20 protein-coding genes and 1 pseudogene are annotated in these 24264 nt (G+C 44.2%); 11 read left to right on the forward strand and 10 right to left on the reverse strand.

Annotated features, from left to right (window positions below; all coding sequences use genetic code 11):
• Nucleotides 1-72: 72 nt before the first annotated feature.
• From AYW76_RS06860 to hpaE, 7 genes are all read right to left on the reverse strand, one after another.
• Nucleotides 73-1080, reverse strand: coding sequence for an MsnO8 family LLM class oxidoreductase (locus tag AYW76_RS06860; RefSeq protein WP_067217600.1), 1008 nt, complete (start codon nt 1078-1080; stop codon nt 73-75).
• Nucleotides 1081-1227: 147 nt separating this feature from the next.
• Complete coding sequence (gene hpaD, locus AYW76_RS06865) at nt 1228-2157, reverse strand: 3,4-dihydroxyphenylacetate 2,3-dioxygenase (protein ID WP_067217603.1); 930 nt, start codon at nt 2155-2157, stop codon at nt 1228-1230.
• Nucleotides 2158-2178: 21 nt separating this feature from the next.
• On the reverse strand, nt 2179-3507 hold the full coding sequence (locus AYW76_RS06870; RefSeq protein ID WP_067217607.1) for a TRAP transporter large permease: 1329 nt from the start codon (nt 3505-3507) through the stop codon (nt 2179-2181).
• On the reverse strand, nt 3500-4030 hold the full coding sequence (locus AYW76_RS06875) for a TRAP transporter small permease (RefSeq protein ID WP_067217611.1): 531 nt from the start codon (nt 4028-4030) through the stop codon (nt 3500-3502). The genes AYW76_RS06870 and AYW76_RS06875 overlap by 8 nt, the downstream gene beginning before the upstream one ends.
• A 2-nt stretch (nt 4031-4032) precedes the next feature.
• On the reverse strand, nt 4033-5058 hold the full coding sequence (locus AYW76_RS06880; protein WP_067217615.1) for a TRAP transporter substrate-binding protein: 1026 nt from the start codon (nt 5056-5058) through the stop codon (nt 4033-4035).
• 45 nt (nt 5059-5103) lie between these two features.
• Nucleotides 5104-5484 (reverse strand): 5-carboxymethyl-2-hydroxymuconate Delta-isomerase, encoded by a 381-nt coding sequence (locus AYW76_RS06885; protein WP_067217618.1) that lies wholly within the window; start codon nt 5482-5484, stop codon nt 5104-5106.
• Nucleotides 5485-5551: 67 nt separating this feature from the next.
• Nucleotides 5552-7015, reverse strand: a complete 1464-nt coding sequence (gene hpaE / locus AYW76_RS06890; protein WP_067217623.1) for a 5-carboxymethyl-2-hydroxymuconate semialdehyde dehydrogenase — start codon at nt 7013-7015, stop codon at nt 5552-5554.
• Nucleotides 7016-7272: 257 nt separating this feature from the next.
• On the opposite strand from hpaE, the gene AYW76_RS06895 reads away from it, so the two are divergent.
• From AYW76_RS06895 to AYW76_RS06935, 9 genes are all read left to right on the forward strand, one after another.
• Nucleotides 7273-8022, forward strand: coding sequence for a helix-turn-helix transcriptional regulator (locus tag AYW76_RS06895; protein WP_067217627.1), 750 nt, complete (start codon nt 7273-7275; stop codon nt 8020-8022).
• Nucleotides 8023-8098: 76 nt separating this feature from the next.
• The gene (locus AYW76_RS06900; protein WP_082866144.1) at nt 8099-8836 is read left to right on the forward strand and encodes a fumarylacetoacetate hydrolase family protein; all 738 of its coding nucleotides are present in this window, start codon (nt 8099-8101) and stop codon (nt 8834-8836) included.
• Between the two features lie 8 nt (nt 8837-8844).
• A complete protein-coding gene (locus AYW76_RS06905; protein ID WP_067217631.1) occupies nt 8845-9609 on the forward strand; it encodes a fumarylacetoacetate hydrolase family protein in 765 nt (254 codons plus the stop codon).
• A gap of 9 nt (nt 9610-9618) precedes the next feature.
• Complete coding sequence (hpaH, locus tag AYW76_RS06910) at nt 9619-10422, forward strand: 2-oxo-hept-4-ene-1,7-dioate hydratase (protein WP_067217634.1); 804 nt, start codon at nt 9619-9621, stop codon at nt 10420-10422.
• A 12-nt stretch (nt 10423-10434) separates the two neighbouring features.
• Nucleotides 10435-11244, forward strand: a complete 810-nt coding sequence (gene hpaI, locus AYW76_RS06915) for a 4-hydroxy-2-oxoheptanedioate aldolase (protein WP_067217638.1) — start codon at nt 10435-10437, stop codon at nt 11242-11244.
• 134 nt (nt 11245-11378) lie between these two features.
• The gene (locus AYW76_RS06920; protein WP_067217642.1) at nt 11379-12263 is read left to right on the forward strand and encodes a helix-turn-helix domain-containing protein; all 885 of its coding nucleotides are present in this window, start codon (nt 11379-11381) and stop codon (nt 12261-12263) included.
• Nucleotides 12264-12404: 141 nt separating this feature from the next.
• The gene (locus AYW76_RS06925) at nt 12405-12836 is read left to right on the forward strand and encodes a GlcG/HbpS family heme-binding protein (protein ID WP_082866145.1); all 432 of its coding nucleotides are present in this window, start codon (nt 12405-12407) and stop codon (nt 12834-12836) included.
• 12 nt (nt 12837-12848) lie between these two features.
• Nucleotides 12849-14279, forward strand: coding sequence for an aldehyde dehydrogenase family protein (locus AYW76_RS06930; RefSeq protein WP_067217646.1), 1431 nt, complete (start codon nt 12849-12851; stop codon nt 14277-14279).
• A 67-nt stretch (nt 14280-14346) separates the two neighbouring features.
• Entirely contained in the window at nt 14347-15543 is a 1197-nt protein-coding gene (locus tag AYW76_RS06935) for a multidrug effflux MFS transporter (RefSeq protein ID WP_067217650.1), read from the forward strand.
• Nucleotides 15544-15793: 250 nt separating this feature from the next.
• Here AYW76_RS06935 and AYW76_RS06940 read toward each other — a convergent pair whose 3' ends face one another.
• Nucleotides 15794-16924: a hypothetical protein gene (locus tag AYW76_RS06940; protein ID WP_067217653.1), complete on the reverse strand. Its 1131-nt coding sequence runs from the start codon at nt 16922-16924 to the stop codon at nt 15794-15796.
• Nucleotides 16925-17961: 1037 nt separating this feature from the next.
• On the opposite strand from AYW76_RS06940, the gene AYW76_RS06945 reads away from it, so the two are divergent.
• Complete coding sequence (locus AYW76_RS06945; RefSeq protein WP_067217656.1) at nt 17962-19581, forward strand: BCCT family transporter; 1620 nt, start codon at nt 17962-17964, stop codon at nt 19579-19581.
• A gap of 321 nt (nt 19582-19902) precedes the next feature.
• Here AYW76_RS06945 and AYW76_RS06950 read toward each other — a convergent pair whose 3' ends face one another.
• On the reverse strand, nt 19903-20559 hold the full coding sequence (locus tag AYW76_RS06950; RefSeq protein ID WP_331709439.1) for a LysR substrate-binding domain-containing protein: 657 nt from the start codon (nt 20557-20559) through the stop codon (nt 19903-19905).
• 57 nt (nt 20560-20616) lie between these two features.
• Nucleotides 20617-20688: pseudogene (locus AYW76_RS19595) on the reverse strand (hypothetical protein); the annotation flags it as partial.
• 918 nt (nt 20689-21606) lie between these two features.
• Here AYW76_RS19595 and AYW76_RS06955 point away from each other — a divergent pair.
• Nucleotides 21607-24120 carry a CoA transferase gene (locus tag AYW76_RS06955; RefSeq protein ID WP_067217659.1) on the forward strand — a complete coding sequence of 838 codons (2514 nt, stop codon included), beginning with the start codon at nt 21607-21609 and terminating at the stop codon, nt 24118-24120.
• The last annotated feature ends 144 nt before the right edge of the window (nt 24121-24264 follow it).

The raw sequence follows: 24264 nt of genomic DNA on the forward strand, positions 1-24264 counted from the left end.
TAGACTTACCTACCATGAAAAAGCGCCGTAAACAGGCCTCTACGACGCTTTTTTATTCTTCCTAAGCGTTGATTAAAGTTCACTTCCCAACAGTTGATAGCTGTCTAAACGCTCGGCTTGACTGTAGGTCACGGTCACCAGCGACAATTCATCGCAGCCAAATGCATTCGATAAGGTATCCATTTCATCCCAACATTGCTCAGGTGTGCCTACGGTATAACCCGCTAAAATATGGTCATATGCAGCTTGTATCGAAACAGGTAATTGCTGATAACGATCCTGGACTTCTGCAGGGGTTAAGAAATCCTCTCGCTGACCTAATTGCGCTGCCAGTTTACGATAAACAGCCGTGCCTGCACGCAGTTTGGCTTCGTGCTCGGTTTCCGCACAAATGGCCGCAATCGCCAAAATAGTATTTGGCTCACCCTTATGACCAGCGTTAGACCACGCCTGTTTGTGCTCAGCGAATATGTCAGGACGACAATTATCTGGGTCGATAAAACGCGCCAAAGCAATGTTATAACCCAACTGCCCGGCAAGCGCCGCACTACCGCCGCTTGAGCCTAGCATCCAAAGCTCAGGGGTTGGATTGGCATCAGGCATCACTTTAATCCCCTGATAAGGGTGATTCCTTGCCAAGGTGCCATGTAAAAAACCTTCTAATTGTTGCGCTTTGTCCGCATAGGATTCTGCCGCCGCTGGGGCGTTTGGATAAGCTAGCGCTGACGACGTCTGTCCAGAACCACCGGGCGCTCTACCGACACCTAAATCAATGCGATCAGGAAACAGTGTCGCCATCATTGAAAAGCACTCAGCCACTTTTAATGGACTGTAGTGGGACAGCATGACCCCGCCACTGCCAACACGAATACGCTCCGTCACACTGGCAATGTGAGCCACTAGAATTTCAGGACAAGGATTAGCAAAATGCACACTGTTGTGATGCTCAGCCACCCAATAGCGATAATAACCTAATTGATCACAAAGCTTTGCCAGCTCAACACTCAGCGAGGGCGCTGCAACTTTACTATGGCTGCCATGAACAGGTGTCTGGTCGACAACCGACAGTTTGATGGACATAAACACTCCAACGGCGAAAATTCATTAGCATGCGAGCTTTAACACTATTCACGCATCATTTTGACCGTATTTATAAAACTTACGACGTTAGACGAAACAAGCCCCTATTGGTCGCATCAATAGAGGCTTGTTTAACATGACAAGGAATTATAGACGGCTCTGACCGTATACAAATTCTCCCGATTCACGTGAAGCTTCTGGACCGGGTACCGCGTCTCCCGTTTGCGGGGAAACTGGGAAAATAGCATTAATTTGGCCTGTGCCTGAGCTACCAAAATACGGGGTAACCACTTCGACTTTCTGATCATAATCAGACCAGCCCAATGCACCCAACAGCATCGCGGTATCATGCATAAAGCCCTCGCCGTGTCCTTTAGCCGCGTATTCAGGCAACATGCCACAGAATTTTGCCCATTCTGCGTTTTCCCACATTTGCACAACACGGTGATCAAGGTCTTCTAAGAATGGACTCCACACTTTGTCTGAGAAATCTGGCGCTTGACCATTCTGTGCAAAACGGTGAGACAATGAACCACTCGCAAGAATCGCAACTGTTCCATCGTAGTGTTTTTCAATCGCTTCACGAATTGCCCAACCCAAACGCGCAGAGTCATTTAGATAATGAACTGTCAACAAAGCTGATACCGAAATACACTTAAAATGTTGATCTTCGTTCATGTAGCGCATCGGTACAAGCGCACCGTATTCTGGTGCTAGGGTTGTCGCATCATGCGCCATGGTTTCAACACCCTGCTCGTTACACACTTCTGCAATAATACGCCCCAACTCAGGGTTACCATCCAGACTATATGGCATATTATTGATGAAGTGCGGCAGCTCATTACTGGTGTATACCCCTTCCCAATGTGGTGCACAGTTAATGTGATAGCCCGCGTTCACCAGCCAATGCGTATCAAATACAACAATCGTATCCACACCCAATTCACGACAACGACGCGAAATTTCATGATGACCATCAATGGCCGCTTGTCGAAATCCTTTCTTAGGACCATCCAGTTCTGAAAGATACATAGATGGTACGTGAGTAATTTTTGCAGCCAATGCTAGCTTGCCCATAGTAAAACTCCGATAGATTAATTATCTGTATAACATCTCTGGTAAAAACAAAGCGATTGAGCTGACAAATAGAATCAACGCTAAGCGGATCATATCTGCACACCAGAAAGGTACGATACCTTTAAAAATCGTGCCCGCTTTAACGTCATCCAGCACCGCACTCAGCACAAACACATTCATCCCCACTGGCGGGGTAATCAAACTGATTTCTGTGACCACTACAACCAGTACGCCGAACCAAACAAGATCAAAACCTAAACTTTGAACCAATGGATAAAAGATCGGTACGGTCAGTAGAATCATCGACAAACTTTCAAACACCATGCCCAGCACCAAATAAATGGCAACGATAATCAGCATAATGCCCATCGGCGATACATCAAAACTCTGCACGAAAGCCAGCAGCTCCGCAGGCAACCCTGCAAATGTGATGAAGTCTGAGAAAATCAAAGCACCGATCAATACCGTAAACAGCATGGCGGTGGTACGCCCCGTATCAATCAAGGCATGAAATAAAGCATCGAGGTTCAGCGATTTGCGTAATAGAGCAATGATAAACGCCCCCCCTGCGCCAACGCCCGCCGCTTCTGAAGGTGTGAACACACCTAAATAAATCCCGCCCATAACCACACCAAATAAGGCCAGCACACTCCAAACATTTTTCAGAGCGATCAGTCGTTCAGGCCAAGGCATCGATTCACAAGCAGGGCCTGCTTCGGGATTACGCCACACCACATAGCGTGTCGCCAGCAAATACAGCCCTATGCCTAATATTCCCGGAATAAAGCCTGCCGCGAACAGTTCACGAATACTGGTTTCGGTCAATAATCCGTACATCAGCAAAATCACACTGGGGGGAATCAGAATGCCAAGAGTCGATCCAGCAGCAATAGAGGCACTGGCAAGACTGTTGCTGTAACCGTATTTTTGCATCGGCGGCATGGCGACTTTCGCCATGGTGGCAGACGTTGCCAAACTAGAGCCACAAATAGCAGAGAAGCCACCACACGCAACAATTGTCGCCATCGATAAACCGCCTTTACGATGACCTAAAAACGCATGCGATGCTCGGTACAAGTCTCCCGAAAGGTTCGCTTTGGTGACAAAGTTACCCATCAAGATAAACAACGGAATCACCGACAAGCCATATTCTTGCGCCGTGTCGATGATACGATTCGAGGCCAACGAAACGGGGCCACGCCAACTAAAATCCAGCACATTATCGAATGTCAGACCTTGAAGATAAGCAAAGCCCACAATGCCGACTGCGCCCATGGCAAAGCCAATCGGAACACGAAAAACTAGAATAAGACTTAATAGAATCAAAAAGCCGATAAAGGATTCAATCATGAGCACTTACTCCCTTGGCTTTTTGTAGTAGGTTGCGAACAGCCACAATGATTAAAATAACCGCTGAAACGCACATCATGACACTGATGAACTGCACAAAATACGCAACAGGAATACCTAAAAACTCGGTGACCACACCACGTCGCAACGAACGCTCCGCCATTTGCCAAATTCTTTGCGCTAAAAAGAAAAAGCCGAACCCCACTGCGACATTGGAAATCACACCCGATAATCGAATAAAAATAGCCGGTAGAAAACTGTCCAAAATATCGACAACAACATGTGACGCAGCAATGGTGATCACAGGAATTTGACAGAAAATAATGACCCCTAAGGCCAATTCTGTGAGTTCCGTGGTGCCATTAATCGAGTTGTTAAATAGATAACGACCAATAACATCGCCACAGGTGAGTAACATCAGCGCCATGAGCACAACAGAGGACACCACTTCCAGTGGAAAGGTTAGCCACTTGGCTAACCCAAATCCTCCATGATGCTTATCGACTAAACGACTTAGCAACATAATTATGCTCCGTGGCTTTCACTGTATTCTTGTGCCAACTTGCGAAGATGATCTAACGCTTCTTGACCGTTATAGCCTTTAGCGCCTACGCTATCAATCCAATGTTGCGGCACACTTTTTAGACGCTCATCAAAGGCTTTTGACAACATATCGTCACCGGTCAGCTTTTTAACGCTCACACCAGCCTCTTGGGCGATTTCAATACCTGAAGCATCACTCTCATCCCAAGCTTTACCTGCTAAAACAGACAGTTCAGCACCTGAAATAGCATTAATAGCCGCCTGATCTTCTGCTGATAGATCTTCAAAAAAGTAAGGGTCCATAAACATAGAGAAACTCCCCATGTACATTCCATGAGGTAACAACGTTAAATAATCGGTGACTTCGGCTAGACGTAAAACGCGTTGTTCTACCGCGGGTAAAAACGCCCCATCAATCACACCTTGCTGCATCATTTCATAGACTTTTGGCGCTGGTGCACCGACCGGTGTTACATGAAACTCTTCGGCAATAATGCTTTGCACACCGCCACCAATACGAATCTTTTTGTTTTCAAGATCCGCTACATTATTGATTTCAAAATTAGAGTGAATTTGACCAGGACCATGAGTAAATAACGCCAACAGTTTCAAACCATCAAACTCACCTGAGTCTTTGAAGTACTCTTGATAAGTATTCCAAAGCGCATAAGACGCGGCTTCAGCATTCACATTTAGACCGGGTTGCTCAACTATTTGTGGCAATTCGAAACGGCCTGGGACGTAGCCATGGTAGCTGTAGCTGGCTTCTACAATGCCATCTTCAACTAGGTTCCACATGGTTTTCGGATGTCCCAGTCCATAAAGAATCTCAACATCGACTCGACCATCGGTTGCTTCGCTGATCGCTTTCCCCCATGCAGGGATAACGTCTTTATTCATCGGATTGGTTGGTGGTAACCAGCTTGCTACACGTATAGTTTGTGCCGATATAAAGGTGCTGGTAACAAGCGCTGCACCTAACAGGGTGAATTTGATAGTGTTCTGCATGACGATTTCCTCTTTTATAATTATTACAATCGCGTTCTATCTGTCTTACTTAAATAGAGGGTGAATATTGTTCTTGTTGTATTTCAGTTCCGGATCAAGCTCTGTCAGTTCAAACGAAATTTGGACGTAATGCTCATTTGTGACAGGTTCCATCCAGTCGCTCAAAATCGAAAACACGTTTTGTGCAACTTCACGCTTAATCTCCATACTACGACCATGACCAATCTTTAAATTTAGGTTCAATAACGCAAAGTCCTCACGGCCATCGGCGACGCGGTAGTGATCCACTCGAATCGCTCGGCTTCTGACACCCCCGATTGGAAAGTGACCAGTTCCGACAACGTATTCATGAAGTGCTTTAAACAGTGGTTGAAAATCCAGTTTGTCTTCTAAATTTTCTGAATACTCGACAACAAAGTGCGGCATATCTACTCCAGTAAAAACGAGAAAGAAGCTAGGCGTGGCCCAGCTTCTTTACGATGACAAACGTGTTTTACACACCCCATTTTGGAATATGGTGTGAGCCCATGCTGATACAGACATTCTTCGGTTCACAGAACACTTCGAAGCTGTAATCACCACCTTCACGACCGGTACCAGACGCTTTTTTCCCACCAAATGGTGTGCGAAGATCACGAACGTTTTGCGAGTTCACAAACATCATGCCTGCATCGACTTTCTGAGCAATGCGATGAACCTTGCTCACATCTTGTGTCCATAGGTAAGACGCTAAGCCGTATTCGTTGTCATTCGCCATGGCCACCACATCCGCTTCGTCTTCAAACGGAATCAATACAGCTACAGGCCCAAAGATTTCTTCTTGAGCGATACGCATGTCATTGGTCACATCACGGAATACCGTAGGACGGACAAAATGGCCGCCTTTCAGATGATCAGGTAGCTCATCCACAGGCTTATCAGGACCGCCAGCAATCAGAGTGGCCCCCTCTTCAATACCGATACGAATGTAGCCAGTAACTTTATCGAAATGCTGCTGACTGATTAATGAACCCACTTTGGTATCAAGATCTGTTGGATCGCCGACTTTGATTTTGCTGGCACGCTCTGCAAATTCTGCCGCGAATTTATCGTAAATACCTTTTTGTACGAAGATACGAGAACCTGCTGTACAGCGCTCGCCATTGATCGAGAAAATGCCGAATACCGCAGCGTCCATAGCGCGCTCGTAGTCACAGTCTTCAAAGATCATGACCGGTGATTTACCACCCAGCTCCATAGAAAACTTCTTCAGACCAGCATTGGCAATGATGTGTTTGCCGGTCGATGTACCTCCTGTGAAGGAGATCGCATCTACATCATCATTGGTGATGATGGCATTACCGGTTGTCGAACCAAAGCCATGTACGATGTTGAACACGCCTGGCGGAACACCCGCTTCGATGGATAAGCGACCTAAAAAGTCTGTCGTCAGAGGTGACAATTCAGACTGTTTCATAACCACAGTGTTACCGAGTGCTAACGCAGGCGCTGTTTTCCACGTACCTGTCATGAACGGCACGTTCCATGGCGAAATCAACGCACACACACCCGTTGGTTGGTACAAGGTGTAGTTCAACATTTGGTCATCAACTGGGTAAGTGTGACCATTCATTTGCTTCGCTTTTTCAGCGAAGAAGTAAAAGTTATTTGAGGAGCGTGGAATCAAGGCATTCAACGTTTGGTAAAGCGGTAGGCCCGTATCAGCGGTTTCAAGACGGGCTATTTCTTCAACGTTCTCAGCAATCAGGTCGCCAAGCTTCTCAATAATTTTAGAGCGTTTTGCGATTGGCATGGCCGCCCAAGCAGGAAACGCATCTTTCGCTGCTTGTACCGCTGCCGCCACTTGCTCATCAGAAGCATGAGCGACTTCAGCCAAGACTTCACCCGTCGCTGGGTTCACTGTCTGAAAGGTTTTTTCACTCTCTACCCACTGACCATTGATTAAGTTTTTTATCATTACTGCTCATCTCCTGTAGACAAAACTATTCGGCATGGAAGTTAAAAATGGGACTTCCATTTCGTTAACATGTTAAGTAAATTAATACTGCTTGGTAATTCTGTCAAGATCTGTCGCACCAACTAATCGCACTTCTTGATATGAATGCACTATAGAATTGCACTTTCTAATAAGAATTAATGAGCCGCAGTTTTATTGGGATTTGATGCCTATAATGCAGTAGAGTGTAAATAACTAATAAAAATAGGAGCGAAAACATGATGGCAGGTTCTTTGTATCAGACGCTACCTGATCTGATTAGTACAATCGGTCAAAGTGACTTCTATCACGAAGTCGAACGCAGTTTCAAACAGGTTCCAACGGTTTCTAAATTTAAAATCATTAGTTACCCGAAATCTTCCAAACCTGCTTTTTTAGGAGGGTACAGTGAGCCAGAGTTCGATCGAATCTATTGTGAGTCGGCCTATCTACTCGATCCTTTTTACGACGTTATTAATAAAGATAATCGTAACGAGCTGGTGACACTGGACAGCATCATTCGTCATGACTTTCATAGTTCAACGTATTACGATCGCTTTTATCATATGACTGGCTGGACCAATGAATCGAACTTCATCGTCAGCCTGAATGATGAACGCACTATCTGCTTGGCGTATACCGCCCACGATATGCCGATGAATGAGCTGAATCATGAACTGCGCCCTTACCTTCACGCCATCAAGTCTGCAATCCGAAAACATGAATCTCTAACCAGTCAGATTATTGAGTCTTCTCATTGCTCTGAATTAAAATCTGAACATCACGACAGCAATCATCAAATGAGCCTGTTTGGTCTCACCAAACGTGAAAAAGAAATCGTTAGCTATATTCTACAAGGCCATCCTTCTTCGAGTATTGCGCAGTTATGCTACGTTTCTGAGGGAACCATCAAAAACCATCGCAAAAACATTTATCGAAAACTCAATATTCACACTCAAGGCGAACTCTTCAGAAAGTTTCTTAATTAATTAGCACGACTGTTGACAGCTTGAGATAATTTACGTCAATATACTTAACATGTTAACTACATTTGGTGATTGGGCTATGTATACCTACCGACAACAAGAATCAGGCCAAGCCGTTTCAAAAACGTCAGAAGCAACATTTGCTGTTGAGCTGGCAGATCCGTTACTGCCAGCAACCAATGGCGCTGTCATTGGCGTGGCGCTCAATAATAAAGACCTTGTGGATTCTTTAGCGCCTGAATTTGACGCTAAGCCATACGTGAACCCGCCGAAAACACCGGTATTGCACATCAAGACAGACAATACACACATCGGTCATGGTCAAACAATTAAAGTCCCGATCGATAAGGGCGACGTATACGCGGGTCCAGCTTTGGGTATTGTTATTGGCGAACGAGCCACACGCGTGAGTGAAGCGGATGCCCTTAATTTTATCAAAGGCTATACGGTCGTAAACGAAGTATCGCTTGCAGAAACGTCTTTTTACCGCCCGGCTGTGAAAGCAAAATGTCGTGATACGTTTTGTCCTATTGGCCCATGGGTCATTGACAAATCACTTGTCTCTTCGCCGAACGATCTAGCGATTAAAACCTTTGTTAACGACACGCTCGTTCATGAAACAAGCACAAACCGCTTAGTGCACAGCGTTGAGAAAGTAGTGAGTTATATCTCCAGTTTTATGACGTTAGAGCCCGGCGATTTGATCATTGCCGGTACGCCATTACGCGACCAGTCTTTGGCTATTAAAGATGGCGATATTGTGATGATTGATGTGGAGGCCGTTGGCCGTTTAGCGAACCCAGTTGAGAAAGAGTGAGACCGACCATGAAACACGCTCGCGTACTAGTTAACGACGAAATCCTAAACGTCACCGTAAATGACAACAACGAAGCTGTGACGGCTTCAGGCGATGTGCTTGCCAACGGCTCTTTCAAATGGATGCCGCCATGTGAAGGCAAAATGTTCGTGTTGGCGATCAACTACGCCGATCACGCGGCAGAGCTGTCTTTCAAAGCGCCAGAAGAGCCACTAGTGTTCTTAAAAAATGCCAATACCCTGATTGGCCATGAACAAAACACATATCGTCCTGACAATGTCGACTACATGCATTATGAATGTGAACTGGTCGTAGTGATCGGTAAAGAAGCGAAAAACGTGTCAAAAGAAGACGCTATGCAATACGTTGGCGGCTACACCGTCGGCAATGACTATGCAATTCGCGATTACCTAGAAAACTACTACCGCCCTAACCTTCGTGTTAAGAGCCGCGATACATGTACACCGATTGGCCCTTACATCATTGATGCAGAGCAGATCCAAGAACCTCATAACTTGACACTGCGCACCTATATCAATGGTGAACTTAAGCAAGAGGGCAACACTAAGGATCTTGTTTTTGATATCCCTCACTTAATTTCTTACTTAAGCGAGATCATGACTCTGAGTCCTGGCGACATGATTTTCACTGGCACCCCAGAAGGTCTTGCCGATGTAAAACCGGGTGATGTGATTACCACCGAAGTAGAAGGTGTTGGCACCCTGACCAATACGATAATTTCTGAGACTGACTACTTAGCCAGCTTACACTAGGAGCCGATTATGCTATCGAAAGACATTATTACGTCCTGCGCACAGCGCCTAAATGAAGCAGAAAAGTCACGCACCCAAATCCGCCAGATCTCATTAGATAACCCTGACATCACGATCGATGACGCGTACGCCATTCAACGTGAGTGGGTCGATATGAAATTGCAAGAAGGTCGTAAAATCATCGGTCATAAAATTGGCCTGACATCGCGTGCTATGCAAATGAGTTCTCAGATTGACGAGCCTGATTACGGTACGCTTTTGGACGATATGCTGTACCACGATGGTTGCGAGATCAACACTGAAGATTTTATTGTGCCTCGTATCGAAGTGGAATTAGCGTTCATTTTGAAAAAGCCACTGAAAGGCCCTAACGTGACAATTTTCGACGTCTATGATGCAACCGGCTACGTTGTTCCAGCATTGGAGCTGATCGATGCACGCAGTCAGTCCATTGATCCTGATAGCGGTCGACCACGTAAGGTATTTGATACGATTTCGGATAACGCGGCGAACGCGGCCATCATCTTAGGTGGGCGTCCAATCAAAGTGGACGAAGTCGACTTACGTTGGGTATCTGCGATCATGCAACGCAATGGCGTCATCGAAGAAACCGGTGTCGCCGCAGGCGTACTGAACCACCCCGCAAACGGTATCGTTTGGTTAGCCAATAAATTAGCACCTTTCGATGTCGAACTTGAAGCGGGGCAAATCATACTTGGTGGCTCGTTTACCCGCCCAGTTGCAGCACGTAAAGGCGACACGTTCAGCGTGGATTATGGTCCGCTTGGCTCTGTATCTTGTTACTTCAAATAAAGGTGACGAACCATGACAGCACCCAAAAACACATTTAAGCAGGCCCTTGCTAATAAAGAACCTCAAATTGGACTTTGGCTGGGCCTTGCTAACCATTACACCGCAGAACTGATCGGTTCGGCGGGTTTTGATTGGCTTTTAATTGACGGTGAACATGCGCCAAATACCCTGCAAACCATATTGGGGCAGCTACAAGCGTTGGCACCTTTTAATACGCATCCTATTGTGCGCCCTGCTTGGGCAGACGATGTGGCACTGAAACAAATCTTAGATTTGGGTGTGCAAACCATCTTAGCCCCGATGGTTGATAACGCTGAACAAGCACAACAAATCGTGCGTGGAACGCGTTACCCTCCGCACGGTGTGCGCGGCGTTGGCAGTGCGTTAGCACGCGCCTCACAATTCAATCGTACGCCGAATTACCTAACCACGGCGAACGATGAAATTTGTGTGCTGGTTCAGATCGAATCGACAAAAGCGGTTGAAGAACTGGACAATATCCTAGCAGTCGATGGGGTTGACGGTGTCTTCATCGGCCCTGCGGATTTGAGCGCGTCGTTAGGCTATATCGGTCAACCTAATCACCCTGAAGTGGTGAAAGTGATCGAAGCCAGCATTGCCAAAATTGTCGCTGCCGGCAAAGCGCCGGGAGTGCTCATGGCCGACCAAGTGCAAGCACGTCGTTACCTAGATTGCGGCGCATTGTTTGTTGCTGTGGGCAGCGATACGGGCCTACTAATGAACAGCACTAAACAATTGGTTCAAGCGTTTAAACCTGACGCGGAGAATCAAAATACGGAAGGCCCAGCCTCTGTGTATTAAGGGTGGTTGCCCAACATTATTCCGAGTTAATGTTAGACATGTAATCTATTTTTCACCCTTTTTTTGCCCAGTATACTGGGCTTTTTTTTGGCTTTATAATTGCCCCACGATAACAATAAAAAATTGAGCATCCTATGACCAAAGAGTGGATTCCAAATATCGACCTTGGCCAAGATTACGATTCGAAATACAAGGACGAAACCGTTCATTTCGACAAACTTGGCAAACTTGCGGACTTTTTTGGACGGGATATGCCCATGCACCTGCATGCGGAATACTGTCAAATCCACCTTGTTCAAGCGGGTAAAACCTTCTTCAACATTGACCAGAACACCTACGAAACCCAAGGCAATGCCTTATTCTTTACGCCGTCCTCGACGCCTCACGCATTTTGGACAGAGCCTAATGCCCCAGGCTTCGTGCTAACCATGCACGCTTCGGTGTTAGCAAGTATTACCGATCGCTTGCAGGCATTTAATAATATCTTTTATCTGCCCATCGTCATTGAAGAGCGTCATACCACGCAAGCAGCGTGGCGTAAGATCGAGCAGATTTTTGACCTGCTGAAATACGAATGGATTGGGCAAAGCAAACTTCACAGTGAAGCAATAGAGTCCATCCTTCAGCTGCTTATCATCCACCTATTACGCCTGTCTGGCTCCCAACACCCACGCTACCAAAACAACCAAGCAGAAATTCTCAGCTTCCGTACATTCAGCCGCTTAGTCGAAACACACTTCGTCGATGAGCGCCGTATCACGTTTTACTGCGATCAGTTAAAGATTAATGAGAGCCGTCTAAATTACATCTGTAATAAAATTGCCGATACCAGCCCCAAAAAAATCATCAATGGGCGTGTCATTTTAGAAGCGAAGCGACTGTTGTCGCACACCAATATGAACCTTACTGAAATTTCGTACACCTTAGGTTTTATGGACCCGTCTTACTTCTCGCGGTTTTTTTATAAAAACACGCAATCAACGCCTACAGAGTTCAGAAATGAACACCGGAAAGACTAGTTCTCTGGCCTAAGTCAAAAGAGCAATGTGCGTAAATTGCCCTAAAAATATGCCTCACACATTTACTTAACATGTTAAGTAAAATACACTTTGAGGTATTTCGTGAACATTGACAAGCCAGTTTTCCATTAGAGTAAGCTCATGATTGAAACAACCATTAATCAACACAACCTAACCACCGCGGCTGCCGTTCAAATTGGAGCGACAGCAATGGCCCATGCGACGAGTCTAGGCATTCATATCAGCATCTGTATTGTCGATGCGTCCGGCATCCCTTTAGTCAGTCTGCGCATGAACCAGTCCCCGCTTCTTTCTACCGGCATCGCCGAGAAAAAAGCATACACCGCCGTGTCATTTGGCAAGCCGACCCAGTCTTGGCAAAGCACACTGATGAACAAAGAGAAGATTCTGTTTGCGCTGCAAAATGAGCCTAACTTCACCTACTTAGGCGGAGGGCTCCCTATTCGCCTAGAGACCATTACCGTCGGCGCCATCGGCGTTTCCGGTGGCAGTGAAGCACAAGATATCGACTGCGCCCAAGTGGCAATTGATGCGTTAATTAACAATCACTAAAGAGAGATCACGATGCTGAAAAAACACTATCCATTTTATTTAGCCAGCAAGCCCGTTTATGACAACGAAGATTTGGAAGTACGTAATAAGTATTCCGATGATCTGATTGCTACCGTGGCCTTAGCAACTGCGGATCACATTGATCAAGCGATTGCCGCGGCAGACCAAGCACAAGCCGCCATGAAAGCGCTTCCCGCTTACAAACGCCAAGCCATTCTGAACCATTGCGTGCGCCGCTTTAAAGAACGCGCCGAAGAGCTGGCCATCGCTTTATGTCAGGAAGCAGGCAAACCGATCAAAGATTCGCGCGGTGAGGTGACACGTTTGATCGATACATTCCAAATCGCCGCTGAAGAAGCCACGCGGATTTACGGCGAAGTGATTCCGATGGATATTTCAGCACGTGCCGAAGGCTATCAAGGTCAATGGAAACGCTTCCCGATTGGACCGTGTTCGTTTATTTCTCCGTTTAACTTTCCTTTAAACTTAGCGGCACACAAGATTGCGCCTGCGATTGCAGCCGGTTGTACGTTTATCTTAAAGCCCGCGTCTTTAACGCCGATCAGTGCCTTAATCATTGCCGAGATTTTAGCGGAGACAGAACTGCCTGAAGGTGCGTTCTCGATCCTACCGTGTCGTCGTGATGGCGCCGATTTATTCACCACAGACGAGCGTCTGAAACTGTTGAGTTTCACAGGCTCGCCAGATGTAGGCTGGGATCTCAAAAAGAAAGCAGGTAAAAAACCGGTTGTCTTGGAGCTGGGTGGCAATGCTGCCTGCATCGTCGATGAAGGAACCGATTTGGACGATGCCGTTCAACGTATCGTCTTTGGCGCTTACTACCAATCTGGTCAAAGCTGCGTCAGTGTGCAGCGAATCTTAATCCACGACTCGCTTTACGATCAAGCCAAAGCCATGCTCTCCGACGCGGTTAAAAATCTCGTTATGGGCGATCCATCGAACGAAGATACGTTTATCGGCCCAATGATTTCGTTAAAAGAAGCCGAACGTCTTCATGGCTGGGTAGAAGAAGCCCGTCAAGCAGGTGCGACTGTCTTGGCTGGTGGGCAACGTAATGGCGCTATGTTGGAAGCTACGTTATTGGAAAACGTGACCGCTGCCATGACAGTGAATAACGAAGAAGCATTTGGCCCGGTCGCGATCATTTCAAAATTTAGCGATTTCGATGAGGCTCTAAAAGAAGTCAATAATTCTGAGTTTGGACTGCAAGCCGGTATTTTCACCAAAGACATCTATAAAGCCCACAAAGCTTGGGAAGAGTTGGAAGTGGGCGGCGTGATCATCGGTGACGTGCCATCTTGGCGTGTCGACCATATGCCCTATGGCGGTGTGAAAGACAGTGGCTTGGGCCGTGAAGGTATCCGTTATGCCATTGAAGATATGACAGAGTTAAAACTGATGGTGCTTCGTACACCAAAATAAGGCTGATGTAGACCCTTTTTCAAAAGCCAACATTATGTTGGCTTTTTTATCTCTATAAGGACGGCATATGACTCGTACACATTCTTTTTGGTTAATTCCCTTACTGGGCTATCTTGTCGCATTTGGCCCCTTGTCCATTGATACCTATTTACCCAGTTTGCCTGAGATTGCTAAGAATCTCGGTGCCAGTCAACAAATGGTGCAGTACAGTATTACCTCGTTTTTAGTCGGCATGGCTATTGGCATGCTGATCATTGGCCCACTCTCCGATCAACTTGGGCGTAAGAAGATCTTATTGGTTGGTACTTTCACCTATGCCCTCACAAGCCTTGGCTGCGCCATGGTTCAAGATGCGGAATCGTTGGTACTCTTACGCGCTTTACAGTCCCTAGGCGCTGCTGCAGCGGCGGTACTCGCCAGAGCCTTGGTCCGCGATTACTTTGACCATCAGCAAGCGGCCAGTATTTTGTCGAGCATGCATATTATTTCAATGATCGTGATGATCTTCGCGCCACTGTTAGGCGCCTTTATCGTCAATACGCTGGATTGGCGTTGGATCTTCTATTTACTGGCTGCCGTGTCAGTTTTCGCTTTCGTCGCTATCGCGCTCATCATCAAAGAGCCGCAACGGGACACGACGAAACCGCCCAGCATCAAAGACTATCTAAGCTCATATGCAGTCTGTTTCAGCGAGCCAAAAGTAACGTTACTTATCCTGACCAATGGCTTTTCGTTTGCCGGCATGTTTGCGTTTATTGCAGCCTCGGCCTTTGTTTACATCGAATACTTTGGCTACCGCGAATCCACTTACGGCCTGCTGTTCTCAGCCAATATTGGTGCCATTATCGTTATGACGGTGATAAACAAACAGCTGCTGACACGTGCGTCATCTGAAACAGCTCTCCGTTTTGCGATCACTGTTTCGGCGATCTCCGCGTGCCTAATGGCATTAATAAGCGTATCTTATGCTGACATCGCCCTATTATTTATCGCCTCCAGCATGCTGTTTATCAGCGTCACAGGTTCCATTGGCGCCAACTGCTTAGCAACACTCTTTGCCATTATTCCAGAGCGAGCTGGCACCGCAGCAGGCTTATTGGTCGCAATGCAATTTGCGCTGGGCTCAATCAGCACCTACATCACGTCACTTCTTTTTGACGGAACACCCGCTTCGCTTTTAATCGTGATGGCGAGCTTTGGCGCGTTGAGCTTTGCCTCTTACGGTTTATCTTTGATGATCAGCCATAAAAAACAGCCACACTAAAGGTGCCATCTTCTGCATTTATATATGGCTTGGTAATTTTCTGATATTCGGTAACTTGTCTATAGAGCGCAGATTAAGTTGAGATAAATAGACGCTTAAATTAATTAAAGGCGCGACTTTTTCTAATCGCAATTAAAAAAACCGAGAAAGCATATAACAGCCTTCTCGGTATAAAAAAACTCTATTTTTGATACCTATCTCTTCAGGGGAGTGAAGGAAGGTATCCATTTCCCTTAACGATGCATCTATTTTAGAAGCTGAATTTAGCCGTGTACATTAAGCGAGTTGCGTCTGCATCGCTACCATCGAAGTAATCACTCTTGAAGTAACCAAGTTCAACTCCCATGGTGACATTGTTCACTGGGTACCAAATGTAGTTAACAAATGCATTGGAGTTAGCTTCGTTGTTACCGCCAACGTTACCTAGGTCATTATTCATATCGTCTAGGTCCATTTTTACTTTGCCATACACGATATTAAAGTCGCCTTCGCCGATCTTAGTGGATAGGCCGATTGAGCCGCCCCAGGCAGAGACTGTTTCTAGATCTCCATTGTGTAGGTAGGCATCCGTCCCAGTATAATCAGCACCTGAACGGTATAGGTAACTGTTGGTGCCATCAGAATAGTTAACAACGGCATGTAGTGTTACTGCTCCCATGTTTACATCTACACCAGAAAATGCGCCAAAACCAATGGTTGATTCATCAGTTGTGCCGTCATCAAGCGTTAGCATTCTGCCCATACCAGCAACTACAAAGTTAACACCCTCTGCAGCAGAGCCTTCGTAGCGCGCCGTGAAAGTAGGCAGACTGGTTTTGGTGCTAGCACTCCAGTCTGATGATCCATCGTTAACATTTGGAAAGTAGTCTTTTTCTAGAGCGAGAGACAAACCTCCGTCGGTATAACGAATTTGTTCAACACGGTCTTGAACACCTGCAATACCTGCTGTGGAATCGATGTCTACTGTAGGAGTCCAGCCAGTCCAGCTATTGTAGTTTGACCAAGTACGACCCACTGTCCAGTTTTCATAAGAACCGTACGCTTGACGAATAGAGAATGTACCTCCACGAAAGTGACCCTCTACAACGACTTTAGCACCATCTTTATGTTGGGCAGAGATACCAATAACAGACTGTTGATCAGCATCGAAAACACCTTCTGCAACATTATTTGAATCAGTTAGTTTTGCAAACGAACCAGATTGAGTAGCAACCCCAATATCTTCATTAATATCGTAAACCGTATTTAGTTGTGCATAACCATACACATTGGCTTGTATATCACCTGCGTTAATGTCGAAGGCAATAGCTGATTGAGATACTCCCAATGACCCCATACCGGACAAAATACTTAACACTAAAAAATTCTTACTCTTGATCATTATTTGGTTCCTTTTATGATTTTATATTAAGAAAGTGTTGATTAAAAACACATATTTTTTAGGTAATGCAATGCATTCGCAAAACAACATAGCATGCTTAAAATATGCACGACAATCGTTCAAAAATACCTAAATAGACAAAAAAGAATGGAATTAAAGTTTTTTTATGGGAAAAACCATTAAATTCGAGAGACTTGAATTTGCTCACATAAGTACAGCTTATGTTTTTTAAAGCATTGAAATAGAGTGATATTCGTTATATTTCCATGTGTTTTCTAGGCAAAGAATAAGGCTTATTCAATCATTTTTAGAATGTATTAAAAACGACATAGTTTGCAAATAGCGACACTTTTATTTTTATTGATAATTCATTTAAAAAAAACAATAGATTTTATTTTTTTAGATTTTTATATACCAAAAACGTCTTTTTTTTAACTTTTTACGTCATTTTTGACAGCCTTTTAACTTACTCATGATCATTCACATGCATCCTTACACTAAGAAATATGTGATCAGGCTGTAATATGACACGAACTTACCGGCATAAAATCATGCACTCTATGTCATACGCCTCTTGTAAAGAGACCTTAAGGCTTTATCGGCCTACTCTGGCAAAATTCCCCTAAATGAGATCGATGAAGAGAATGAATGACGAAACAACGCTTAATTTAGGTAGTGATATTCGGAGTTGGATTCGAGAAGCCTGCTTTAAATTCTGTTGGTGAGTTGGAAGATTTAATCACTGAACTTTTCAGCCATACCCTTATGAATACTTAACACACAAGTTAAAACATTCGTCATAAAAACATCATACATTAGAAATCCTTATGATTAGCATTAGTTTTTTAGCGGTTTACAAAACCCTTCTTCTTGCTCACTATTCATCATAGCCATGATTTTTAATTTGGCTTTATAGGCCTAATTATTTTAAGAAAAACCACTAATATAAAAATATAGGTCACAAAATAATAAACGAGGAACATATATGAAAACTAATAACTTATTATGCTACTTTAAGTTAAAATTAAGGGGGTCACATGGCTGATAACAAGCATAGTGACATGAAAACAGATTATGTAGTTGGTCAAGATAATATAGTAGGAAACCTAGGTCCTTTAGGGTTTGATATACATAATAGGGTCTTTATTATATCAGCACTCACCTCTCTCGTTTTCATTATTCTCACATTAGCTTTTCCAAAAGATGCTGGAACTATTTTCCAGTCAATTGTAGCGTTTTCGAATAAGACGCTTGATTGGTATTTTTTGAGCTTAGTCGACTTCTTCATTCTATTTTGCGTTTTTCTTGCTATCTCACCTTATGGAGCTGTCCGTCTAGGTGGTAAGGATGCAAAACCAGATCACAGCTACTTATCTTGGTTTGCTTTGCTTTTTACGGCTGGGATTGGCATCGGACTGCTTTTTTTTAGTGTTCTAGAACCTGTCTACCATGCCAATGTATCGCTTCCTCTTGGTATTACGTCTCCTTTTGCCGAAGATGGATCATTGATTGCAGGTGCAATTGAGGAAGCATCGGCCATGGGTCTTGCAGGAACATTTCTTCACTGGGGCATTCATGGTTGGGCTGTCTATGTCATTATGGCATTAGGGCTAGGTATTTTTACATATAACAAAGGCTTACCTTTTTCCATTCGTTCTGTATTTTTTCCGATTTTAGGTGATCGAGTTTGGGGCTGGTGGGGCGATATTATCGATATCTTAGCGGTATTCTCTACACTATTTGGCTTGGCAACTTCACTTGGTTTAGGTGCAAAGCAAGCCAATGCTGGTATGAATTTTGTCTTTGGAATTGATGTAACCACAACCACTCAAGTAATAGTGATTTTGGCTGTTACCGCTGTTGCATTAGTGTCTGTGTGGCGTGGCCTTGAAGGAGGTTTAAAAAAGCTTTCTGAACTGAATATGATCATGGCTGTTGTGTTTTTTCTTTTTGTTTTAATTGCGGGACCAACGTTGGTGGGTTTGAAAGGCTTTTGGACAGGTTTAACCACTTACGTCATTGAATTCATACCTTTGTCAGCTCCTGTAGGGCGAGATGATGATGCCTTCCGCCAAGGTTGGACTGTCTTCTACTGGGCTTGGTGGGTAAGCTGGGCACCTTTTGTGGGTATGTTTATCGCTCGTGTATCTCGTGGTCGATCGGTTCGAGAGTTTATAGTTTGTGTATTGTTAGTGCCTAGCTTATTCATCTTTATTTGGATGGGTGTGTTCGGTGGTATTGCTCTTGAGCAAGTTTACACTGACCCTGCTAACAGTTTAGTTAAAGAATATGTGATCGACAGCTACCGTCCTGAACTTTCCGTTTTCGGCCTACTTAATGAATTACCAATGCCGGGCGTAATGTCAATTTTAGGTATCATCTTAGCTTTGGTTTTCTTTGTAACATCATCCGACTCTGGATCTCTAGTTGTAGATACGATTACCTCTGGTGGTAAAGTTGATGCTCCTCGCCCTCAGCGTATTTTCTGGGCAGTGGTTGAAGGGCTAATTGCCATTGTACTTCTAATTGGAGGTGGCTTATCAGCTCTTCAAGCAGGAGTTACAGCGACCGCAATTCCATTCTCTGTTTTGATGCTGCTAATGTGTTATTGCATTGTTGTTGCCCTAAAAGGAGAAAAAATAAAAAACACTCCCTGATCACTCTTTTAAGTGTGTGACTCAAAAGCCATAGCGATTAATGCTATGGCTTTTGTATTTACTCTACTATAAGAAACACTCACTATATTAATATTTATAAATCCTTTTGATATGTTTTATTGAAGCAAATTAATACTTAAATAAGATCTGAATAGATTATAATCTTCATCCATAAAGACTAAAATAATAGAGAATTAAGACTAAAAAACCCATCTATAAATAGACTAAAAACCATAAAAAGATTAACAGAATTTCATTTTAAACTAGGAATCAGCGAGCCCCCTAATATTTAATTTCAGAAAAACCAATCTATATTAAAGATTAATCATTACTTGGTATATTGACCTCTTCAAGAAGCCACTGTCTAAACGTACTTGCATCAGGGTGCAAAAAACTCTTTTCAGAAGAAATCAGATAAAAAGCTTCGTTCGTAGGAACAGCTTCTTTAAACGGCACTATCAACTTACCTGTTTCAATCATCGGCTGAATCAATGAAGATCGACCTAAAGCAATACCTAAACCATAAGACGCCATTTCTAAAGTGGAGATCAAGGTATCAAACTGTATACCTTCATCAATCTCAACATCGTGAAATCCCGCCTGCTTAAGCCAATAGCCCCAACCCTCTTCGTAACCAATAACGTGTAATAACTCATAATTGGCTAAATCACCCGGACTGCTTGGGATCGGTTTACCATTCACTAATTTCGGAGAACAAACTGGGATAAGATGATCCCATGTTAAGCGCTCTGATTGCACATTAGACCACCTACCTTGACCATAGCGAATTTCTAAATCACTGTCAGTTTGCTCTTTAGAGTCTAGCCAAATATTACTCGTAAACCTCAGCCTTACATTAGGGTGCTTAAGGCGAAATTTCTCAATACGCGGCGTAAGCCAAGTATTGAGAAACACCAGACTCACTTTTACGGTAAGAGGTTGCGAACGACGACGCTGCCCAAACACCTCTTCAGTCACTATAGAAATCCGCTCAATAGACTCGCGTACCGCAGGCAAATACGCTTTTCCTGCATCAGTCAACTCTAAACTACGTGGAAGCCGTTTAAATAATAAACTACCAAGTTGAGACTCAAGTCCTTTGACCTGCTGACTTACTGCAGCTTACGTCAAATTAAGCTCTTGAGCGGCTAGCGTAAAATTAAGATGTCTAGCTGACGCTTCAAAGGAGTGAAGCCAGTTTAAAGGTGGCAACCTCTTTTTTATTTTTTTAGCCATCGCAGTTACCCTACATGCACATAATGAAAAATACCTTAACGTGGTAGTATAACGCCAAGAATTTAAATATGAATATACTATTACTTATCTGGTTGTTTCATGGTTGAAATTGAGTATAAAAAAACCTTCACGCACACCACTTTAATAGCCAAAGTCACATGGTGATTTTACACCTTTTATAGAGGATAAACCATCATGACTATAAACATGCTGACTTTAAAACAGTGGCAATTTTCAACCAAAATAGCCCTCCCAGAAATAGGGAGCGGGACATCAATACAAACCACACCAACTTAAACATTAAAGAGAAGCTTAAACATCACAAGTAAAGATAAAATCTCTAGTACATTACTCACAATTATTGGTCAACTACAGCGTCTCGAATATAGCCTCAGCACATATAATCGAGAGTAGAGAGAAAATGTTATCGCTCTCCACTAAAAAATTCTGAAAAAACACAGTCAAAAACTCACAACACACTATATTAATATTGAGCTTTAAAATCTAAATTAAGAGAAAAATAACAGCTTAAAAAATAGTTTTATTTCGGTATTTTTATAAATTCAAAATAAAACAATAAAAATACACCCTAAGACTACATTTTTATTATTACTAAATAAAAATATTTGGTCCTGAGGGTGATTTTTAATTGTTCGTTTCGCTATTTTTCCAACCCTATACTCTGCCTCTGTAATCAGTAATTTGGCAGCTCATTAGTAGCGCGACTTAATCATTTCATGATTAGTCGTAACCAATATACATTTCAATAATGATAAATAAGGGTAAGTGATGAAGACGAATAATTCTTTACCGCTATCAGGCGTTCGTGTAGTGGATTTCGGTCAACAGATCGCAGGACCAGCTGTAGCGATGGTAATGGCAGACCTAGGTGCAACGGTTATACATATTGATCCACCACTAGGCCCTAGTTGGGATCACCCTGCCAATGCTGTTTTGCATCGCAATAAGTCCATCGTCAAATTGAACTTAAAAACGAATGAAGGTCGCGCGCAAGCACTGGCGTTAATCGCTGAATCAGATATTGTTTTGGAAAGTTTCCGACCAGGAACCTTGAAACGATTAGGCATTGATTTTGAAGCATTGCGTGCCGACCGCCCTGAACTGATCACACTGTCAATTCCAGGTTTTGCTAGCAATGATTCTCTGCGTCGAGAATGGAAAGCGACTGAAGCAATCGTGGCAGCAACATGTGGCGCCTTTACAGACATGGGCTTCAACCGTGTACTAATGGGTTTAAACCCTAGTTTCTCACCACTTCCCCTTGGCTCTTCTTACACCATTACATTATCAGCGACCTCATTAGTGTTAGCACTTCGAGAACGAGAACAAAGTGGTCGAGGTGATCATATCGAGGTTCCTGTGGCGGCAGCGATGATGGAAGGTCTATCGTACAACTCATATGTCGTTGAAGGTTTGCCCGAACGATATAAAACCATGCGAGAGCATGAAATTGAACACCGTCGTAACAACCATCTTCCGTTTGATGTTTCCTACGAGGCATTACAAGAGTACTTAGACCCATTCTACCGAACGTACGAATGTGCAGATGGACGTATGTTCTATTGCGTATGCCCATCTCACCGCAATCATGCGAAACGTGCATTGAAGGTACTCGGTATTTATGATGATTTGTTAGCCGAAGGTTTACCTGAAGTAAATGATTTACATGCACCAATCTCAGAGTGGGACGGCGAAACATCAATTGGCGTATATCCATTGCCTAAAAAGTGGGCTGACATCATCTCTGCGAAAATGAAAGAGGCATTTTTAAAGAAATCTTCTGAGGAATGGGGACGCATCTTCGGTGAAGAAAAAATTCCAGGTGCATCACACCGTACCACTCAAGAGTGGGTGAACGACGATCATACAAACAAAGCGGGTCTTATCGTTGAAGTAAATGACCCTGAGTATGGTGTAATGAAACAGCCAGGGCCCATAACATGGTTCGAAGGCATGGATGAGGCCATTCTCCATCCAAAAGCCCGAAAAGCCGTATCATTTGAGGAAGCGCTAGCAGAACTAAAAACAATTGCTGGCTCTGAAGAAATAAAACGTCCAACAGGACAAGACATTAAACCAGCGTCGGGTAATGGTTGGTTAGATGGCGTACGCATATTGGATTTGACCAACGTCATTGCAGGCCCTCACTCTACTGCTTGTTTGGCACGTTTCGGCGCGGAAGTAATTAAGCTGGATACCGTCAAGCCAATGTACGATCCATTGATCGGTACTTTATTTAGTTTCCAGACCAGTGTCGGCAAAAGCAGCGCCCTACTTAATATCATGACAGATGAGGGTCGTGAAGCCTTTAATCGATTGGTTAAGTCTGTTGATATCGTTGTTATTAATGCCCCGGAGCGTCAAATGGCGACATTAGGGCTCGACCATGAAAGCTTACAAGCGGTTCACCCAGGCGTCTTATTCTGTCGACTTGATTGCCTTGGCGGCCCACGTCCTGGGCCTAAAACAAACTACATCGGGTATGATGACATTATCCAAGCAAACAGCGGAATCATGAGTCGATTCGGTGGCCCAGAAACCCCCGAAGAACATGCTCATCTAGGTACACTCGATGTAAACTGTGGTTTTGCTGGTGCACTTGGTATGGCGTTAGCTTTATATGACAAACTTAAAACAGGCCGCGTTGCGCGCGCACGAACCTCATTATCAGCTGTGACCAATATTGCACAGCTTCCATTTGCGTTCGATTACGAAGGTCGAGACCCTTTCAATGAACCCTCTGGTCGCGGCGTCTTAGGTTACGATGCATACTCTCATTTTTATCAAACCCTCGACAGCTGGATCTACCTTGATGCACTAGAGTCAGACGTATCGAAATTGGCCTCTATTGAAGGCCTTGAAGAGCTGTCTAATACAAGCGATCCATATTCGGTGTTGCGCGAAGCTTTAAGCCATGCGCCAAGTGAGTATTGGATTAATAAACTGCGAGCTACGGGATTAGCAGTAGCTGAGCAACAATCCATTGAATTGTTGCGCTCAAAATACACTCGAAAAGCTGATGGTAAAGTTGACCTTCATTCGGGCAGTTTCGCATTTTCCATGTATGAGAATCACCCAAGTGGTCATTGTGTTACTATGGTTGATCAATACGCTATCCGCCCTTCAGAAGCCAAAATTTTTGGCGTTACGCCAGCTGAACGTTGGGGAGAATCTACACGCGAAATACTTACTGCAGTAAATTACTCTTCAGAAGAAATAAATTCTATGCTCGACAACGGCATCGCTGGATTAGGTTGGTCTAAAGAATTTTTACCAAGTTAGACTAGTATTTTATATCGAAATTGCACCAGATTAATCTGGGCTTCAGACAGGTGTAAAAGTTCTCGCCTTTGTGCGAGGACTTTTATACAAAGTCCCTCTATTAAAAGCCCTCCAGTGCGCGCAGATTCCCAAAGTGGCTTCTAG

The sequence above is a fragment of the Marinomonas gallaica genome, assembly GCF_001639745.1.
In the GTDB taxonomy this organism is placed as follows: Bacteria; Pseudomonadota; Gammaproteobacteria; order Pseudomonadales; family Marinomonadaceae; genus Marinomonas; species Marinomonas gallaica.

Coding starts and splice junctions, on each gene's coding strand:
- hpaI (WP_067217638.1), top strand. CDS start 10,435: ATGACAGCACCCAAAAACACATTTAAGCAGGCCCTTGCTAATAAAGAA.
- hpaE (WP_067217623.1), bottom strand. CDS start 7,015: ATGATAAAAAACTTAATCAATGGTCAGTGGGTAGAGAGTGAAAAAACC.
- AYW76_RS06940 (WP_067217653.1), bottom strand. CDS start 16,924: ATGATCAAGAGTAAGAATTTTTTAGTGTTAAGTATTTTGTCCGGTATG.
- AYW76_RS06875 (WP_067217611.1), bottom strand. CDS start 4,030: ATGTTGCTAAGTCGTTTAGTCGATAAGCATCATGGAGGATTTGGGTTA.
- AYW76_RS06905 (WP_067217631.1), top strand. CDS start 8,845: ATGAAACACGCTCGCGTACTAGTTAACGACGAAATCCTAAACGTCACC.
- AYW76_RS06945 (WP_067217656.1), top strand. CDS start 17,962: ATGGCTGATAACAAGCATAGTGACATGAAAACAGATTATGTAGTTGGT.
- AYW76_RS06925 (WP_082866145.1), top strand. CDS start 12,405: ATGATTGAAACAACCATTAATCAACACAACCTAACCACCGCGGCTGCC.
- AYW76_RS06935 (WP_067217650.1), top strand. CDS start 14,347: ATGACTCGTACACATTCTTTTTGGTTAATTCCCTTACTGGGCTATCTT.
- AYW76_RS06900 (WP_082866144.1), top strand. CDS start 8,099: ATGTATACCTACCGACAACAAGAATCAGGCCAAGCCGTTTCAAAAACG.
- hpaH (WP_067217634.1), top strand. CDS start 9,619: ATGCTATCGAAAGACATTATTACGTCCTGCGCACAGCGCCTAAATGAA.
- AYW76_RS06920 (WP_067217642.1), top strand. CDS start 11,379: ATGACCAAAGAGTGGATTCCAAATATCGACCTTGGCCAAGATTACGAT.
- AYW76_RS06880 (WP_067217615.1), bottom strand. CDS start 5,058: ATGCAGAACACTATCAAATTCACCCTGTTAGGTGCAGCGCTTGTTACC.
- AYW76_RS06860 (WP_067217600.1), bottom strand. CDS start 1,080: ATGTCCATCAAACTGTCGGTTGTCGACCAGACACCTGTTCATGGCAGC.
- AYW76_RS06930 (WP_067217646.1), top strand. CDS start 12,849: ATGCTGAAAAAACACTATCCATTTTATTTAGCCAGCAAGCCCGTTTAT.
- AYW76_RS06895 (WP_067217627.1), top strand. CDS start 7,273: ATGATGGCAGGTTCTTTGTATCAGACGCTACCTGATCTGATTAGTACA.
- AYW76_RS06955 (WP_067217659.1), top strand. CDS start 21,607: ATGAAGACGAATAATTCTTTACCGCTATCAGGCGTTCGTGTAGTGGAT.
- AYW76_RS06885 (WP_067217618.1), bottom strand. CDS start 5,484: ATGCCGCACTTTGTTGTCGAGTATTCAGAAAATTTAGAAGACAAACTG.
- hpaD (WP_067217603.1), bottom strand. CDS start 2,157: ATGGGCAAGCTAGCATTGGCTGCAAAAATTACTCACGTACCATCTATG.
- AYW76_RS06870 (WP_067217607.1), bottom strand. CDS start 3,507: ATGATTGAATCCTTTATCGGCTTTTTGATTCTATTAAGTCTTATTCTA.